At 52.8% G+C, this 15,236-nt stretch carries 12 protein-coding genes; 8 read left to right on the plus strand and 4 right to left on the minus strand.

Annotation, left to right across the window (positions count from 1 at the left end; translation table 11 throughout):
• Nucleotides 1-3: 3 nt before the first annotated feature.
• The 5 genes from TREBR_RS00915 to pgmB are packed head-to-tail and all read left to right on the plus strand — an operon-like array spanning nucleotide 4 to nucleotide 7,125.
• Nucleotides 4-876, plus strand: a complete 873-nt coding sequence (locus tag TREBR_RS00915; RefSeq protein WP_013757358.1) for a carbohydrate ABC transporter permease — start codon at nucleotides 4-6, stop codon at nucleotides 874-876.
• 12 nt (nucleotides 877-888) lie between these two features.
• On the plus strand, nucleotides 889-1,770 hold the full coding sequence (locus TREBR_RS00920; RefSeq protein WP_013757359.1) for a carbohydrate ABC transporter permease: 882 nt from the start codon (nucleotides 889-891) through the stop codon (nucleotides 1,768-1,770).
• 17 nt (nucleotides 1,771-1,787) lie between these two features.
• Complete coding sequence (locus tag TREBR_RS00925; RefSeq protein ID WP_013757360.1) at nucleotides 1,788-4,145, plus strand: glycoside hydrolase family 65 protein; 2,358 nt, start codon at nucleotides 1,788-1,790, stop codon at nucleotides 4,143-4,145.
• A complete protein-coding gene (locus TREBR_RS13365) occupies nucleotides 4,142-6,502 on the plus strand; it encodes a glycosyl hydrolase family 65 domain-containing protein (RefSeq protein WP_013757361.1) in 2,361 nt (786 codons plus the stop codon). Before TREBR_RS00925 ends, TREBR_RS13365 begins: the two co-directional genes overlap by 4 nt.
• Nucleotides 6,490-7,125: a beta-phosphoglucomutase gene (gene pgmB / locus TREBR_RS00935; RefSeq protein WP_013757362.1), complete on the plus strand. Its 636-nt coding sequence runs from the start codon at nucleotides 6,490-6,492 to the stop codon at nucleotides 7,123-7,125. Before TREBR_RS13365 ends, pgmB begins: the two co-directional genes overlap by 13 nt.
• A gap of 24 nt (nucleotides 7,126-7,149) precedes the next feature.
• Here the strand turns inward: pgmB and TREBR_RS00940 are convergent, their stop codons facing one another.
• Nucleotides 7,150-8,166 carry a LacI family DNA-binding transcriptional regulator gene (locus tag TREBR_RS00940; protein WP_013757363.1) on the minus strand — a complete coding sequence of 339 codons (1,017 nt, stop codon included), beginning with the start codon at nucleotides 8,164-8,166 and terminating at the stop codon, nucleotides 7,150-7,152.
• Between the two features lie 278 nt (nucleotides 8,167-8,444).
• Between TREBR_RS00940 and TREBR_RS00945 the strand changes: the two genes are divergently transcribed.
• The 3 genes from TREBR_RS00945 to amt all read left to right on the plus strand — a co-directional run bounded on the left by TREBR_RS00945 (nucleotide 8,445) and on the right by amt (nucleotide 12,221).
• Nucleotides 8,445-8,813: a response regulator gene (locus TREBR_RS00945; RefSeq protein ID WP_013757364.1), complete on the plus strand. Its 369-nt coding sequence runs from the start codon at nucleotides 8,445-8,447 to the stop codon at nucleotides 8,811-8,813.
• A 168-nt stretch (nucleotides 8,814-8,981) separates the two neighbouring features.
• Entirely contained in the window at nucleotides 8,982-9,428 is a 447-nt protein-coding gene (locus TREBR_RS00950; protein WP_013757365.1) for a chemotaxis protein CheX, read from the plus strand.
• Nucleotides 9,429-9,443: 15 nt separating this feature from the next.
• Nucleotides 9,444-12,221, plus strand: coding sequence for an ammonium transporter (amt, locus tag TREBR_RS00955; protein ID WP_013757366.1), 2,778 nt, complete (start codon nucleotides 9,444-9,446; stop codon nucleotides 12,219-12,221).
• 513 nt (nucleotides 12,222-12,734) lie between these two features.
• On the opposite strand, the gene TREBR_RS00960 is transcribed toward amt, so the two are convergent.
• The 3 genes from TREBR_RS00960 to TREBR_RS00970 form a co-directional block, all read right to left on the minus strand.
• Complete coding sequence (locus TREBR_RS00960; protein WP_013757367.1) at nucleotides 12,735-13,619, minus strand: LysR family transcriptional regulator; 885 nt, start codon at nucleotides 13,617-13,619, stop codon at nucleotides 12,735-12,737.
• Nucleotides 13,620-13,771: 152 nt separating this feature from the next.
• Nucleotides 13,772-14,626: a LysR family transcriptional regulator gene (locus tag TREBR_RS00965; RefSeq protein WP_013757368.1), complete on the minus strand. Its 855-nt coding sequence runs from the start codon at nucleotides 14,624-14,626 to the stop codon at nucleotides 13,772-13,774.
• An 88-nt stretch (nucleotides 14,627-14,714) separates the two neighbouring features.
• A complete protein-coding gene (locus TREBR_RS00970; protein WP_013757369.1) occupies nucleotides 14,715-15,194 on the minus strand; it encodes a GNAT family N-acetyltransferase in 480 nt (159 codons plus the stop codon).
• Nucleotides 15,195-15,236 lie beyond the last annotated feature (42 nt).

Genomic DNA, 15,236 nt, shown 5'->3' on the forward strand with positions numbered 1-15,236 from the left:
CTGATGAAAAATTTTATACGAAAAAATCTTCCGGGGTGGCTGCTGCTGCTGCCCGGTGTCATTTTGTTTGCCTTTTTTGTGTGGATACCGCTGCTTGAATCCGTGAAGATTTCCCTGTATTCGGCAAAAGGAATGCGTTTGATTGCGTTCGTCGGACTTAAAAACTACCGCGACGTATTCATGCATCCGGATTTTTGGCCGGCGATGCGCAATACGTTTCTTTATACATTGTGGTCGCTGGTGATCGGTTTCGCCGTTCCTATCGTTATGGGACTTTTTATCAGCGAACTTGTCCGCGGAAAATCGGCGCTTAAAATAGGTGTGTATCTGCCCAATATCGTGCCCGGCATGGCGATGGTACTCATGTGGAGTTTCATTTTCCGCCCCGGAGCGACGGGCGTGCTCAATATTCTGCTGGGAAAACTGGGCTTTCAGCCGCAGATGTGGCTTTCCAATCCGAAATGGACGATACCGCTCATCGTCGTCGCGCTGACCTGGAAAGGTGCGGGCGCAACTGCGCTGCTGTACGTAGCCGGACTGCAGGGGATTGATCCCGAACTGTACGAAGCGGCCATGATAGACGGCGCCGGTATTTGGAAGCGGCTGCGGTACGTAACGCTTCCGGGGCTGTACAATCTGATTCGGATGCTGTTCATTTTGCAGATCATTTCGGTATTCCAAATATTGTACGAACCGCTCGTCATGACGAACGGGGGGCCGAACAACGCGTCGATTTCGATCATGCAGCTGGTGTACCGGTATGCGTTTGAAAAATACGATTATCCGAAAGCATCATCCGTCTCCGTGATTATTTGTATCGTGCTGGTCATACTGACCGCCGTGTATACGAAGTTGAACAAAAAGCAGGAAGCGTAACGGGAGGCTGTCATGTTGAAAAATAAATCATCTTGCCGTGCCGGCGGTATTATCCGCGGTACGGATCTAAGCCGCATGTCCGTCCGAATTTGGTACGTCGCTATGTGCTGCGGTGCGGCGTTGTTTTTTATCGTCGGCGTACTGCCGCTGATTTGGACTGTTTTGTCGGGATTCAAATCGATTAAGGAGTTGACGGGACAGACGTCTTTACTGCCCGCCTCATTTAATTTCGATACGTTTGCAAAAACCTGGAAAGACCTGAAATTTTCAAAATATTACGTGAACTCCGGTATCACGGTTTTAGGAGCGGTGGCATGCGCCGTCGGATTCAACGCGCTGTTCGCGTTCGGGCTGTCGCGCGTCAGACCGGCCGGCTATAAAGTGCTGAACGCGCTGGTCATGTGGGGACTGCTTATTCCCGCAACGACGAGTATCGTTCCGCTGTTTTTGAATATCAACAAAGTTCATATGCAGGGAACGTTTATTCCGTTGTGGCTGTGCATGGGTGCGAACGCGTATTACGTCGTTCTGTTCAAGAATTTTTTCGATTCCATTCCGCAGTCGATGATTGAAGCGGCAAAGATAGACGGCGCTTCCGACCTGTTCGTTTTCAGCAAGATAATCGTGCCCCTCAGTCACGCGATCGTTATGGTCGTCGTGCTGTACGCGGTAAACGCGGCCTGGTCCGACTTCCTGCTGCCGTATTTGGTACTGAACAATACGGGCAAGGAAACGGTTATGGTGCGTCTGTTCACGATGGTTCGCGGTCAAAAGGTGAACGACGTTGAAATGCTGCGGGCAATCGTATTCGCAATCACGCCGCCGGTCATATTGTTTTTCATTTTTCAAAAACAGATTACGCAGGTGTCGATTCAATCCGGCATCAAAGGATAATGTAAAAGGTATTTCGTATGGGAAAAATAGCAGACAGATATTTCAAATTGGATCCGTGGAAAATTATTGAAGAAGGTTGGAGTGCAGCCCGCAATCTCGTTTCCGAGTCGGTTTTTTCGCTCGGGAACGAATACATGGGTGTCCGCGGATATTTTGAAGAAAGCACGACGGCTCCGTCCCTGCAAGGCAGTTATTTTAACGGCGTTTACGAAGAAGCGCCCGTGAAGGATACGGCGTATAAGGGCATCATAACGAAGACCCATTTTATGGTGAACGCGGCGGACTGGCTGTACACGCGCATTTCGTATGAGGGCGAGCAATTCGATATGAACACGTCGACGGTCAAAAATTTCCGTCGGGTGCTCGATATGAAAGTCGGAACGCTGTCGCGCGAATTGGATTGGATTACGCGCGGAGGTAAAACGTTACACCTCTCTTTTTTACGCTTTCTCGATATGGAAGAATCCGAACAGGGGTTTCAGCGGATTGGGGTAACGCCGGCCGGCTGTTCCGGTACCGTGCGGATCGTCTGCGGAATCGATTTTAACGCGATTCACGCGGGGCGCAAAACCTGTTTCTGGACCGAAATCAGGCACGCCTTTTTTGATTCCGCGGCGGCCGTTCTTGCCCGAACGCTTACGACCGGGCAGCGCGTGTTTTCCGGTTTCAGTTGGTATTCCAACCGGGACGTCGCTGCGGAACCGCTGAACCGCGACAAATTTGCCGCGCTGGTTTTTGATGTTCCGCTGATCGACGGTGAAGAAAGTTTCATTGAAAAGAAAGTTCTGAACGTTGTTGAAAAAAATCCGGCTGCCAACGCCGAATCGGCCGATACCGCCGTGTGGGAAAGCTCCGTAAGCAAACTGAAAGAGCTGCGGAAACGCCTCTTTTCCGACGCGGCCGCGCAAACCGAACGGTGGTGGCGGCAGATGTGGGAAAACTTCGACATCAAAATCACCGGCGACGAACCGAATCAGCAAGGCATCCGTTTCTGCATTTTCCAGATGCAGCAGACGTATCACGGTCAGAATCCGGCGAACAATATCGGGGCAAAAGGTTTAACCGGTGAAGCGTACAACGGACACGCGTTCTGGGATACGGAAACGTGCTGTTTGCCGTTTTATCTGTTTACGAATCTGAAAGCGGCAAAAAATCTGCTTGAATTCCGCTACGGCACACTCGACCGGGCAAAAGACCGGGCCGCACAACTCGACTGTGCGGGTGCGTGTTATCCGGTTGCCACGCTGAACGGAGCGGAAGCGTGCGATTTGTGGCAACATGCCAGTATTCAGTTTCAGCCCAGTACGGGAGTTGCGTACGGTATAGCCCATTACGTAAAAATCAGCGGCGATACCGATTTTCTGTACGGCGACGGGGCGGAAATGCTCGTTCAGATAAGCCGTTTTCTGCTTTCACGCGGCGCTTGGAATCAGGATAAAAGCGGTTTCGGTTTTTATGCGGTGATGGGGCCGGACGAATTTCACATGATGGTCAGCAATAATTGCTATACGAATATTATGGCAAAAAAAACGTTCGAGTACACGCTGGATACGCTTGCGCATATGCGGGAACGGTTTCCCGATCGATACGAAACGCTGGTTATGAAAACGGATTTGCGGGAAGCGGAACTGTACGAGCTTTCACGGTGTGCGGAGAAGATGATCGTTCCGTATCATGCCGAAACGAAACTGTTCGAGCAGCACGAAGGGTATTTTACGCTGCCGCATATCGCCGTCAATTCGATTCCGGTGGAAGATTTTCCGCTGTATTATCACTGGTCGTACGACCGCATTTACCGTACTGATATGATAAAACAGCCGGACGTTCTGATGTTTCTGTTTTTGTACGGCAGTGAATTTCCTGCGGACGTAAAGCGGGCAAACTACGAGTTTTATGAACCGCGGACGATTCACGAATCGTCTTTGTCGCCGTCCATTCACTCGATTTTGGCCGCCGAGTTGGGAAAACGTGCGGAGGCGTTCAAATTTTTTGAATTCGCAACCCGCATGGATTTGGACAATTACAACCGGAATACGGGTGAAGGTCTGCATACGACGAGTATCGCCGCCGCCTGGATGAACATCGTGTACGGCTTCGGCGGACTGCGCAGCGACGGCGACGTATTGTCGTGCGCGCCGTTCGTTCCGTCAGGATGGACCGAATACGAGTTCGGAATCGTGTACCGCGGTGCAAAACTCCGTTTTTCCGTTACGCGGGAAGACCTGTTTTTGACGGTATCCTGCGGCGACACCGCGTTGTGCGCCGGCAGTTTTTCCGTGCCGGCGGAGCCGGTTCCCGTTGAAATCTACGGCACGCGGTACGATTTGCTGCCGGGAGCCGTACGGATTTCCGTTCCCTGCGGAGGCCGGCAATGAAACTGGAACGGGAATGGCTTGCTTCCGATACGGGAACCGGTGAAAACGATATTCTGCTGAACGGAAATCGTATGCTTACCGGCAACGGATATATGGGATACCGCGGAACCGTTGAAGAAGCCGTAGCGGCGGATATGCCGGCGACGATCGTCAACGGAGTGTACGATAAAAACGGCGACAAATGGCGCGAACCGGTCTGCATACCGAACGCATTGTCTATCCGGCTGGAAACGGCGTCGGGAAGATCGCTGTCGCTGCGCAGTGAATCGCTTTTTCGGCATTCCCAAAGCCTCGATTTTCGCTACGGAATTTTCCGGCGGCATACGGAATGGCGTTTCGACGGAAATACCGCTCCCGGCGAGCGCGGATTCGTCCGCGTTGAATCCGAACGGTTCGTCAGTATGACGAACGCGCATTTATTGTGCGAACGGTATCTTGTTACGACGGATATGGAACTCAACGGCGAACGGCTGATAGACGGCAACGTGCGCGATATAAACGGGCCGCATTTGGAAAGTTTCGTTTGTTCCTGTGACACCGCGCGCCGCGCGTTGATTTTAACTGCGGAAACGATGGAAAAGAAACTGTCCGTAGCGGTAGTTTCCGCGTCGGCGTGGGACACGGCTCCCGCGAAAAATTTTTTTAGCGGAAAGGTTGAACGTTTTACCATTCAAGGAACGCCGATCTGCGGCAGTACGTACTGCCTGTACGTGTTCGCAGGTGTTTCCGCCGGAGAAAAAACGGCGGAAGCTGCGCTTGCGGCGGCCTCAAGTGCGGCGTTTTCCGCGGAATTCGCCGGCGGCGGCGGGCATAGTGCCGATGCGCATACTGCCGGCGGCGATTCTGCCAGCGGCGGGCACGTTCCCTCCGGTGAATACGTTCCTTCCGGTGCGTGCGTATCTTTCGCGGCCGAACGCTATATGACCGAGCTGAACGCCCACCGTGCCGAATGGGACTCAATTTGGGAGCGGGGAGACGTGGAAATAACCGGCGACGAATTCGCCCGCCGCGCGCTCCGCTACAATCTGTATCATTTGCAGATTATTGCGCCGCGCTTTGCGGCTCCCGGCAGCCGAGACGTTTCCGGCGGACTTTCCGTTCCGGCGCGCGGTCTTTCGGGTCAGACGTACAAAGGGGCGATATTCTGGGATACGGAAATGTTTATAAGTCCGTATTTCCTGTATACGGAACCGGAAATGGTAAAACGGTTCATCAGATATCGTGTCGAAACGCTCGACGGCGCGCGGCGCAAAGCTGCCGAATACGGGTATAGCGGCGCGTTTTACGCGTGGGAAAGTCAGGAAACCGGAGACGACGCCTGTTCGCTGCATAACGTAACCGACGTGTTTACCGGTCGTCCGATGCGCACGTATTTCCGGGATAAACAGATACATATCAGCGGCGCGGTCGTTCACGCGGTTCGCGAATACCTTGCGGCGACGGGCGACTTTGATATTCTGCGCGACGGTGCGCTGGAAATGGTCTTGGAGTGCGCGCGGTTTTATCTGTCGCGGATACACTATTCGCCGCTGAAAAAGCGGTACGAAGTGCTCGACGTAACCGGGCCGGACGAATATCACGAACGCGTGAACAACGATGCGTACACCAATCGGATCGTGAAAGACGTGTTCGATACCGCGGAATTCTGCATCGCGGAGGCAAAGGTCAGAGCGCCGGAAACGCTTGCTTCCGTTATGGACAAGATTCGCTTTACCGACGAATTGCCGCTGATGCGCGCAGCGTCGGCCGATCTGTACGTTCCCGCGCCCGGTGCGGACGGTATTATCGAACAATTCGACGGTTATTTTCAGCTGGAAAACTGTTCGCTGCAGGACGTCCGTTCGCGGCTGCTCGATCCGAAAGAATATTGGGGCGGTGCGAACGGCGTCGCTTCGGAAACGCAGATTATAAAGCAGGCGGACGTGATTCTGCTGCAGACGGTGTTTCCGGACGAATATACCGAAGCGCAGAAGCGCGTAAATTTTGCGTATTACGAACCGCGGACGGAACACGGCTCGAGTCTCAGTCCGTGCGTGTACGCGCTGCTTGCCTGCGCGGTCGGCGACACGGATTGGGCGTATCCGTTTTTTCTGAAAACGGCGGAGATCGATATCACCGGCGAATCGAAACAGTTCGCCGGGCTCGTGTATATCGGCGGCACGCATCCGGCGGCGAACGGCGGCGCATGGCTTTCGGCGGTACGCGGATTCTGCGGCTTTTCGGTTACAAACGGTGAGATCAGGGTTGCACCGCGGCTGCCGCCGTCGTGGGAAGAAATTTCATTCTCTGCGGTGGTACGCGGCGCGGCGTACCGAATTTCGATTACAAAGGACGGTTATACGATATGCAAAAAATAAAAGCGGCGTTGTTTGATTTGGACGGAGTGCTGGTGGATACGGCAAAATACCATTACGCGGCATGGAAACGGCTGGCGCAGTCGCTCGGTTTCGATTTTACGGAGAAAGACAACGAACGGCTGAAAGGCGTCAGCCGCACGGAGTCGCTGGAAATTCTGCTTTCGATAGGCGGTATTCATGCGGACGCCGTCCGAAAAGCGGAATTGGCTGCCCGCAAAAACGCTTGGTACGTTGAATATTTGAATGAACTCGACGAATCGGCGCTGCTCGACGGTGCGGCGGCCTATTTGCGTTATCTGCGGAACGGCGGTGTAAAAACCGCGCTCGGTTCGGCCAGTAAAAACGCTCCGCTCATTCTGGAGCGGCTGCGTATTGCGCCGCTGTTCGACGCCGTCGTCGACGGCAATTCCGTTGAAAAGGCCAAACCTGACCCCGAAGTGTTTCTTAAAGGCGCCGCCGCGCTGGAAACCGAACCGGCGGACTGCGCGGTGTTTGAAGATTCTCTGGCGGGAATTCAGGCGGCGAAAGCCGGCGGCATGTACGCGGTAGCGGTCGGATCGCCTGAAAATCTTCCCGGCGCGGATCGGTATATCCGCTGCTTGCAGGATATGCTGCCCCGCTGAGAAACGGTTTTCAGGCGGCGCCTGTTACCGTTTTTGTGAGACGCTGTCGCGTACCGTTAAACACACCGGAAGAATTTCGGTGGTACGGGGCAGCGTCTTTTTTTGTAAAAGCTGAATCATGAACTGCGCCGCTATTTCACCTTTGCGGTAGGCGTTCTGATGAATCGTCGTTAAATTCGGCTGCACGAGTCTGCACAGCGATATGTCGTCGAAGCCGATAATGGAAATGTCTTCCGGTATTTTTTTACCTGCCCGGTGGATACCGGCCATAATTCCCGCCGCCATAATATCGGCGGTTGCGAATACGGCCGTTATGTCCTGCCGGGAAGCGATGTGCATGCCGAGCTGTGTCGTCGCGTCTATGCTGAATTCCCGCTGGAAAAGCAGCGTTTCGTCAAACGGAATCCCGAACTCTGCCAACGCTTTGCGGTAGCCGTTCAATCGTTCTTCAACTACACCGTGATGAAGGATCGGCGGACAGGCGAACGCGATTCGCGTGTGTCCCCGTTCAATAAGGTACTGCGTGGCCAAATAGCCGCCCTGAAAATCTTCCAATCCGATGTTCGGCATACCGTAATAATTGTCAAGATAACTGTCTATCAGCACGATTCGTTTGCGTAATTCCGGCAGGCACTGAAAGAACGCGCCTTCGGTAATACCGACGAGGAACATTCCGTCGATATTCCAGTTTTGCAGGAAGCGTTTCAAGTCGTCGTTGTCGGTAACCGTTCTGAGCATAAAATAATAGCCGTTTTGCCGCAGGACTTCTTCTATGGAAGATATGAACGCGGTGTGAAACGGGTCTTCTATGAAACTGCCGCTTTTTTGCGGCACCAAATGGTTTATCATCGCGATAACTTTCGATGCGTTGGAAACGAGCGCCCGTGCGGACATATTCGGCGTGTAATGCAGATCCTCAATGATTTTATTGATCTGCCGTATCGTCTGTTCCGATACGTGTGACGTTTTACCGTGGATAACGTTTGAAACCGTCGTATAGCTTACACCCGCTATCTGGGCAATGTCTTTTATGGTTGCCATGCGTAAAGTTTAGCATATTATGGCTTGTGAACGCAAGTTTCCGCAGGCCGCTTTCAGGCCGCGCCGCTTACTTTCAGCCTGCTTTGCGCTTTCACCGCCGCCGTTTAGTTTCAGGCGCCGCCGCTTGTGCGTGAGGAAAACGTGAAAAACGGCCTTTTTTTGTGAAAAACGGTTTACAATTTTCATTTTTTATGGTATTTAAATTGCAACAGCAACGATGCTGCAGAAAACTGCGGCCGTTGCTGTTTTTTTTTGCAGCGCCGTACGAGGAGGCGCGTATGAAACTGATGATCGTCGATGATTCAAATATCATCAGGAAAATGATTGAAAACACGGTTCGTTCCCTGGGACTCGAAATTGCCGCCGTCGCCGGAAACGGTGAAGAAGCGGTAGAACTCTTCAAAAGGACGCTTCCCGATATCGTTACGATGGATATCACGATGCCGAAGCTCGACGGTATCGGCTGTCTGAAGCAGATCATGAACATCAAACCGGAGACGCGCGTCGTCATGTGCACCGCGCTCAAGGATCACGAAACCGGTCTGGCCGCGCTTAAAGCGGGGGCGTTCGGATTCGTTTCCAAACCGTTTACGGCGGTTCAACTGACGGAAGAATTGACGGCGGCAATGAACGATATTGCGGGCTGAAAAAGGAGTGCAAGATACAAACCGTCTGCAATATCGTCGGTTTGTATCTTTTATAAGTTTGCGTTGCAAACTTTTTCATCAAGTGCAGCTTCTCACTTTGCTGCGAAGCTGCGTAAAAAGCCAAGCCGGAAATTGACAGTTCCTCCTTGCCTTTTTAGGGGAGATCGTATGACGGATGCGGAATTGAAGATTTTTATCGATATCGTAACGGATTATTTTGAAACGGTTACCGGCGAAAAGGCCGAAATGGGGGTTCCGTATATAAAAAAGGAAAATCCCGTGATTTTGGGCTATACCGGTATCATCGGAATTTCGGGCAGCAGCAAAGGCGGGCTGTTCGTAACGGCGAGCGGCAGAATGCTGCAGATGCTCGCCTCGGCGATATTGGGAACGGAAGAGGTGGACGAGCAGGGGATTATCGATATGGCCGGTGAATTATCCAATACGATTGCCGGAAACGCGCGCGAATCGTTCGGAAGCCGTTTTATGATTTCGGTTCCGATCGTAATCAAAGGCGCGGCTGAAGATATTTTCGTACAGGTGGCGCCGCCGGTGTACGTGATTCCGGTAACGTGGAAATCGCATTCGTGCTATTTGGCGATCGGGTTGGAATGATTACGGGAGGACGGTATGGAACAATTGAGTGAGTTGCTGAATTATCTGTGGATAATCGTATCCGCGGCGCTCGTTTTTTTTATGCAGCCGGGATTTCAGATGCTGGAATCCGGTATGACGCGTGAAAAAAACAGCATAAACGTCGCCATAAAAAATCTGACCGATATGGGGATTTCTTTTTTACTGTATTGGGCGATCGGGTTCGCGTTCATGTTCGGAAATGATTTGCTGCCGGGGGTGTTCGGTTTCAGTCGGTTCTGTCCCGATTTTTGGGGCGCGGGCAGCAAGCAGCTCGCGATTTTCCTGTTGTTTCAGGCGATGTTCTGTTCGACGTCTGCGACGATCGTTTCGGGAGCAGTTGCCGAACGTATGAAATTCTCGGCGTATATTATCGTAACGTGTCTCATTTCGGGAATCATTTATCCGGTGTTCGGGCATTGGGCTTGGGGCGGTTTTCAGGGTGATGCGGTTTCTTCGGCGACCGGCTGGCTGCAGCAGATCGGGTTTGTCGATTTTGCCGGATCGTCGGTCGTCCATTCGGTCGGCGGCTACGTCGGTTTGGCGGGTATCATCGTTATGGGTGCGCGGAACGGACGTTTTGCCGCCGACGGTACGGCGCGTAAGATTCAAGGCTCGAACGTTCCGCTCGCCGTTGCGGGAGTGTTCGTTTTGTGGTTCGGCTGGATCGGATTTAACGGCGGCTCCACGCTGGCAATGAATTACGACGTAGCGCCGGTCATTTTGAATACGTGTCTGGGTGCGGCGGCGGGATTGGCCGGCGCGCTGTTCGTCGGATGGATAGTAACCGGGCTGCCGGACGTGGATTTCGTAATAAACGGAACGCTTGCCGGGCTCGTTGCGGTTACGGCGAACTGTCACTGCGTTACGCCGCTTGAGGCGATTATTATCGGCGCGGCCGGCGGCGTGATCATGCTGGGCGCTTCGTTTCTGCTCGAAAAACTGCGGCTCGACGACGCCGTGGGCGCGGTGCCGGTACATTTGGCGGCGGGAATCTGGGGAACGCTTGCGGTCGGTATTTTCGGAGATCCGGAAATTCTGGGAACGGAGCCGCTGTTCGGCAGTCAGCTGCTGGCGCAGGCCGTGGGTGTCGCCGCGTGCGGCGTGTGGGCGTTCGGATTGTCGTTCATACTGCTTTTCATTTTCAACCGGATTTCTCCGCTGCGGGTAAGCGAATCGGACGAGCACAAGGGGCTCAATATTGCCGAACACGGTGCTTCCACCGAAATTTTCGAGTTGTATGCGAAAATGGGCGAACAAGCGGCAACCGGAGATCTTTCGATCAGACTGCCGACGGAACCGTTTACGGAAATCGGGCAAATCGCGACGCTGTATAATAAAGTTATGGACGGTCTTGAGCAGACGACGATGGCGCAGGAAGAATACACGGAAATTCTCGATAACATTTCCGACGGATTATTCCTGCTTGCACCCGATTTGAACGTCTGTCCGAATTATTCGGCGGCGACGGAAAAAATCATGTGCCGGCGCGATCTTGCGGGGCTCAATTTTTCGGTGCTGATGAAACCGGCGCTTCCCGAAAAGGAATGGAAATCGCTCGGCGATTACGCGGAACTGCTGTTCGATCCGCAGTACAAAATGCACACGATTACGCGGCTGAACCCGCTGCACGACGCACACGTGTTCATCGATACGGGAAACGGACAAATCGAAAAGAAGTATCTTGATTTCAGTTTTACGCGTATTTACGGCAAAAACAAAAAAAGCATCGCGCACGTAATGGTACTGGTGCGCGACAATACCCGGCGTTTTGAAATGGAACAGGAAATGGCGGCGGAACGGCAGCGTACGGAAACGGAAATGAACGTGTTTTATCGGATTCTTCATTTGGATCCGGAGCTGTTTTCCGACTTTGTGGCAGGTTTTGAAGCCGATTTGAATAAGATCAACGGTATTTTGGAATCGGGTTCCGGTACGCTCCGGTCTCAGGCAGAAACCATTTTCAGATTGGTCCACTCCGTTAAGGGGAACGCGGCGCTGCTTGATCTGGATTTCATTGCGGAGGCGGCCCATGCGTTTGAAGATACGGTGAAAGGAATTACGGACCGGGAATCGATAGTAAGCGCGGATTTTATTCCCGTAACGGTGCGTTTGCGTGAAATGTACGATTCACTTGACAGCGTAACGCGGATGGTGGACAAACTGATGAATTTCCGCAAGGTGTTTTCGGATCATAATACGCTGAATGCGGATCTGATCGCGCTGTCGCTTAAAAATCTTGCCGAAAAAATCGCCGTGGAGCAGGGAAAATCCGTTCAGTTCCGGTACGAGGCGTTTCACGCCGCTCAGATTCCCAAAGAATGTAAAAAACGGATTCAGGATATTTTGATTCAGCTGATACGGAATTCCGTTTCACACGGTATCGAAACGCCGGAGCTGCGGATAGAACGTTCCAAAAACACGGCCGGACTGCTCGAAATCAGCACCGCGGTGGAAAACGGCATTCTGACGGTATGCGTGAAGGACGACGGTTCCGGAATCGATTTTGCCAAAATCGAGAAAAAGCTGCGCGCACAGAAACGGTCGGAGCCGCTGCCTGAGGGCGGTTTTTCCCGGAAGGATTTATTCGCGGCAATTTTTTCGGGCGGCATTTCTACGGCGGATACCGCCGACGTGCACCGCGGCCGCGGCGTCGGAATGTCGTACGTGAAAACACTCGCGGAGGAACTGCACGCGAAGCTGACGGTCAAGACGCGGCAGCATGAATTCTGCGAATTCCGTTTGAGCGTGCCGATAGAAGCGGCCGGATTGTGATTCGGGCAGCGGTGCAGCCCGGCGGAAAAGCAGCTCGCGGCAGCGCGCCGAACGTCCGCTGGCGCGTTTTTGGCGTTCGGACTGAATCCGAGCGCTTGCCGGCGTGTTTTTGACGTTCGGACTGAATCCGAGCGCTTGCCGGCGCGTTTTTGACGTTCGGACTGAATCCGAGCGCTTGCCGGCGTGTTTTCGGCGTTCGGACTAAATCCGAACGTCCGCTGGCGTATTTTTGACGTTCGGACTGAATCCGAGCGCTTGCTGGCGTGTTTTTGACGTTCGGACTAAATCCGAGCGCTTGCCGGCGTGTTTTTGACGTTCGGACTGAATCCGAGCGCTTGCTGACGTGTTTTCGGCGTTCGGACTGAATCCGAGCGCTTGCTGGCGTGTTTTCGGCGTTCGGACTAAATCCGAACGTCCGCTGGCGTATTTTTGACGTTCGGACTGAATCCGAACCGCGTTATTCCGGCTGATGGTGTCGCGCTGTATGTGCGCGCCGCTTTCCGCCGGATAATTTTAGTTAGGTTTAAGCTCGCTTTTTGCAAATCTGATGAACGCTCCGGCAAGCGGCGAAAGGCGCACGCTCTTTTTCCAGGCGATGACGGCGGAAAACGACAGTTCCGGTTCAAGCGGGCGGCAGGTAATCTGATTTTCCATGCCGAGCGGAACGGGAATTCCATCCGAGCCGATCGCCGTTCCCAATCCGTTCTGCACGAGAATCGCCGTGTTCGCTGCCAAGTTTCCGGTCGCTGCAAGGTTCAGTTTCTGCGCATACTCCCCGAACCAGGAGAACAGTTCGTTCCGCACGTTCCGGCGCACCGGAAAAATGAGCGGCAGCGGCGCAAGGTCCTGCGGCGTAACGGATTTCTTTTCGGCAAGCGGCGCGGAGCTTTGCATGACGGCGACGAACTGCACCTTTTTCTCCAGGCGGAAAAAATCATATTTTTCTATTTCCACCGGCTCAAGAAGCATCCCCGCGTCAAGCAGTCCTTTTTCCATCTGCTCCTTCACCTGGTCTGCGGTTCCCGTAAAAAAATCGAATCGGACGTTCGGATAGTGCGCTTTGAACGACACCGCAAGGCGCGCGATGTCCTGCACGGGCTTCATTTCGCCGAAGCCGATTGCAACCGTTCCCGCCATTTCCGCCGGGGATTCCGAAAGCTCTTCCTCCGTTTTGGCGGTAAGGCGCAGAATTTCTTCTGCGCGGCGCTTTAAAAGCTCGCCTGCTTCCGTGAGCGTGATTACTTTTCCGCGGTTGAGCAGCTTGCAGCCGAGCGATTCCTCCAGCTCCTGAAGCTGCCGGCTTAAATTCGGCTGCGAGGTATGGACTGCTTCCGCGGCGCGCGTGATGTTGCCTTCGTTCGCAACGGCAAGAAAAAAGGTAAGGTGTCGTAATTCCATATCTGGCATTGTAGTATGCGTAAAACGTATGGTCAATGATGGAAAATAAGTATTTTACATAAAAAATTCGTGGAATTTCACGCCGCGCGGAAAAATCGAAGGCGTTTCAAAAACGGAGCTGCAGGCGATTCTCGGAGACGGAAGCGTGCGCGTTACGACTGCTCGGTGATTTCTTTCAGACGATTTATGAATTCAAACGGGCAGACGATGTAGTACGTTACGTTCACTTCGTCGTCAAGCAGCGGAATTTCAACGCGGTTTTCCGTAGCGTATGCCGGAATAAGATGCGACTCCTTTGAAAAATCGGTGACGAAGCCGGGGAGCGTTGAGGAGCTGAGGATTTCACGCAAATCGGTCATTTCTTTCTGCGTGATGAACTTTGCATCGGGAATCATATCTTTTTTTATGCGCGACCAGAAACCTAAGTCCGCAAACATGATGAACGTTTCGCCGGCAAGTTCCGCAAGATGAAGCGAAGTGCGCCCGGCAAGCCGGTGATTCTGCGGAAGGAAAACGTACAGATGTTCGGAGAAAAATTCTTTTGCGTAGAAGGCTTCCGTCTGCGGAAATTCGTTCAGAATCGCAAAGTCAAATTTTCCGGTATGCAGGCCGTCGAGCAGGTCTTTATTGTTGTCAAGAATCTTTGTCTTGAACTGCGGTTTGTCGTACTTTTTTTTAATCAGTTCCGTCAGCTGCCACAGCGGCGCGGGCGCGATTGCCCCGATTGAAAAATGCTGCGCGTTCTTGCTGAGCTGAATAAGGCGCGATTCCATTTCCGTTTGGAGCGAAAGAATCTGCCGGGCATATTTTACGGCAAGCTTTCCGTTTGCGTTGAGCGTGATTGTATTTTTCGTCCGGCTGAAAAGCGGAATTCCGAGCTGCATCTCCAGTTTTTTGAACGACTTGGTGATTGCCGGTTGTGTGACGTGCAGCTTTTCACTTGTCTTTAAAAGCGTTCCGCATTCGGCGAACGCCGCAAGGTTTTGCAGAATATACGTTTCTATCATCGGCTGTAAGTATACTTCGTTTTTGCACTGCGGTAAACTGCTGAAAAAGGCGGCTTGAAACGGTGCCGCAGTCCGCTGAATAGCGCGCTTATTTTTCCGCGAGCTTTTTGAGCGTATCGCCGGCGGCACGGTAGACAGTCCAGTCGCTCATCTGCTGTGCGCCGAGCGAAAGGTAGAAGTCTATGCCGGGCTTGTTCCAGTCAAGGCAGCACCATTCAAGGCGTCCGCAGCCGCGCTCCACGGCGATTCGGGCAAGTTCCTTTAGAATCGCCTTTCCGTAACCTTTGCCGCGCTGTTCTTTCAGGACGAATAAGTCCTCCAGATAAATGCCGGCGCGTCCCAAAAACGTCGAGAAGTTGTGGAAGAACAGCGCGAAGCCGACTTCCGTGCCGTCCGAAACCGCGAACAGCACTTCCGCTTTTTTCTTTTGGAAGAGCCATTCTTTTAAAAGCTCCTCCGTGGCAACGACTTCATCAAGCATTTTTTCGTATGACGCAAGCTCTTTTATGAAAAAGAGGATTTTTGCAGCGTCCTTTTCCTCTGCGAATCTGAAAGATAGTGTACTCATTTTTTTTCTCCTGTTTATAGAAATTGTGGAATTATTGATTAC

The sequence above is a fragment of the Treponema brennaborense DSM 12168 genome, from assembly GCF_000212415.1.
Taxonomy (GTDB): Bacteria; Spirochaetota; Spirochaetia; order Treponematales; family Treponemataceae; genus Treponema_F; species Treponema_F brennaborense.

Excerpts from the sequence above, each read along its gene's own strand:
- TREBR_RS00950 (WP_013757365.1), top strand. The coding sequence starts at position 8,982 with ATGACGGATGCGGAATTGAAGATTTTTATCGATATCGTAACGGATTAT.
- TREBR_RS00945 (WP_013757364.1), top strand. The coding sequence starts at position 8,445 with ATGAAACTGATGATCGTCGATGATTCAAATATCATCAGGAAAATGATT.
- TREBR_RS00965 (WP_013757368.1), bottom strand. The coding sequence starts at position 14,626 with ATGATAGAAACGTATATTCTGCAAAACCTTGCGGCGTTCGCCGAATGC.
- pgmB (WP_013757362.1), top strand. The coding sequence starts at position 6,490 with ATGCAAAAAATAAAAGCGGCGTTGTTTGATTTGGACGGAGTGCTGGTG.
- TREBR_RS00940 (WP_013757363.1), bottom strand. The coding sequence starts at position 8,166 with ATGGCAACCATAAAAGACATTGCCCAGATAGCGGGTGTAAGCTATACG.
- TREBR_RS13365 (WP_013757361.1), top strand. The coding sequence starts at position 4,142 with ATGAAACTGGAACGGGAATGGCTTGCTTCCGATACGGGAACCGGTGAA.
- TREBR_RS00960 (WP_013757367.1), bottom strand. The coding sequence starts at position 13,619 with ATGGAATTACGACACCTTACCTTTTTTCTTGCCGTTGCGAACGAAGGC.
- amt (WP_013757366.1), top strand. The coding sequence starts at position 9,444 with ATGGAACAATTGAGTGAGTTGCTGAATTATCTGTGGATAATCGTATCC.
- TREBR_RS00920 (WP_013757359.1), top strand. The coding sequence starts at position 889 with ATGTTGAAAAATAAATCATCTTGCCGTGCCGGCGGTATTATCCGCGGT.
- TREBR_RS00925 (WP_013757360.1), top strand. The coding sequence starts at position 1,788 with ATGGGAAAAATAGCAGACAGATATTTCAAATTGGATCCGTGGAAAATT.
- TREBR_RS00970 (WP_013757369.1), bottom strand. The coding sequence starts at position 15,194 with ATGAGTACACTATCTTTCAGATTCGCAGAGGAAAAGGACGCTGCAAAA.
- TREBR_RS00915 (WP_013757358.1), top strand. The coding sequence starts at position 4 with ATGAAAAATTTTATACGAAAAAATCTTCCGGGGTGGCTGCTGCTGCTG.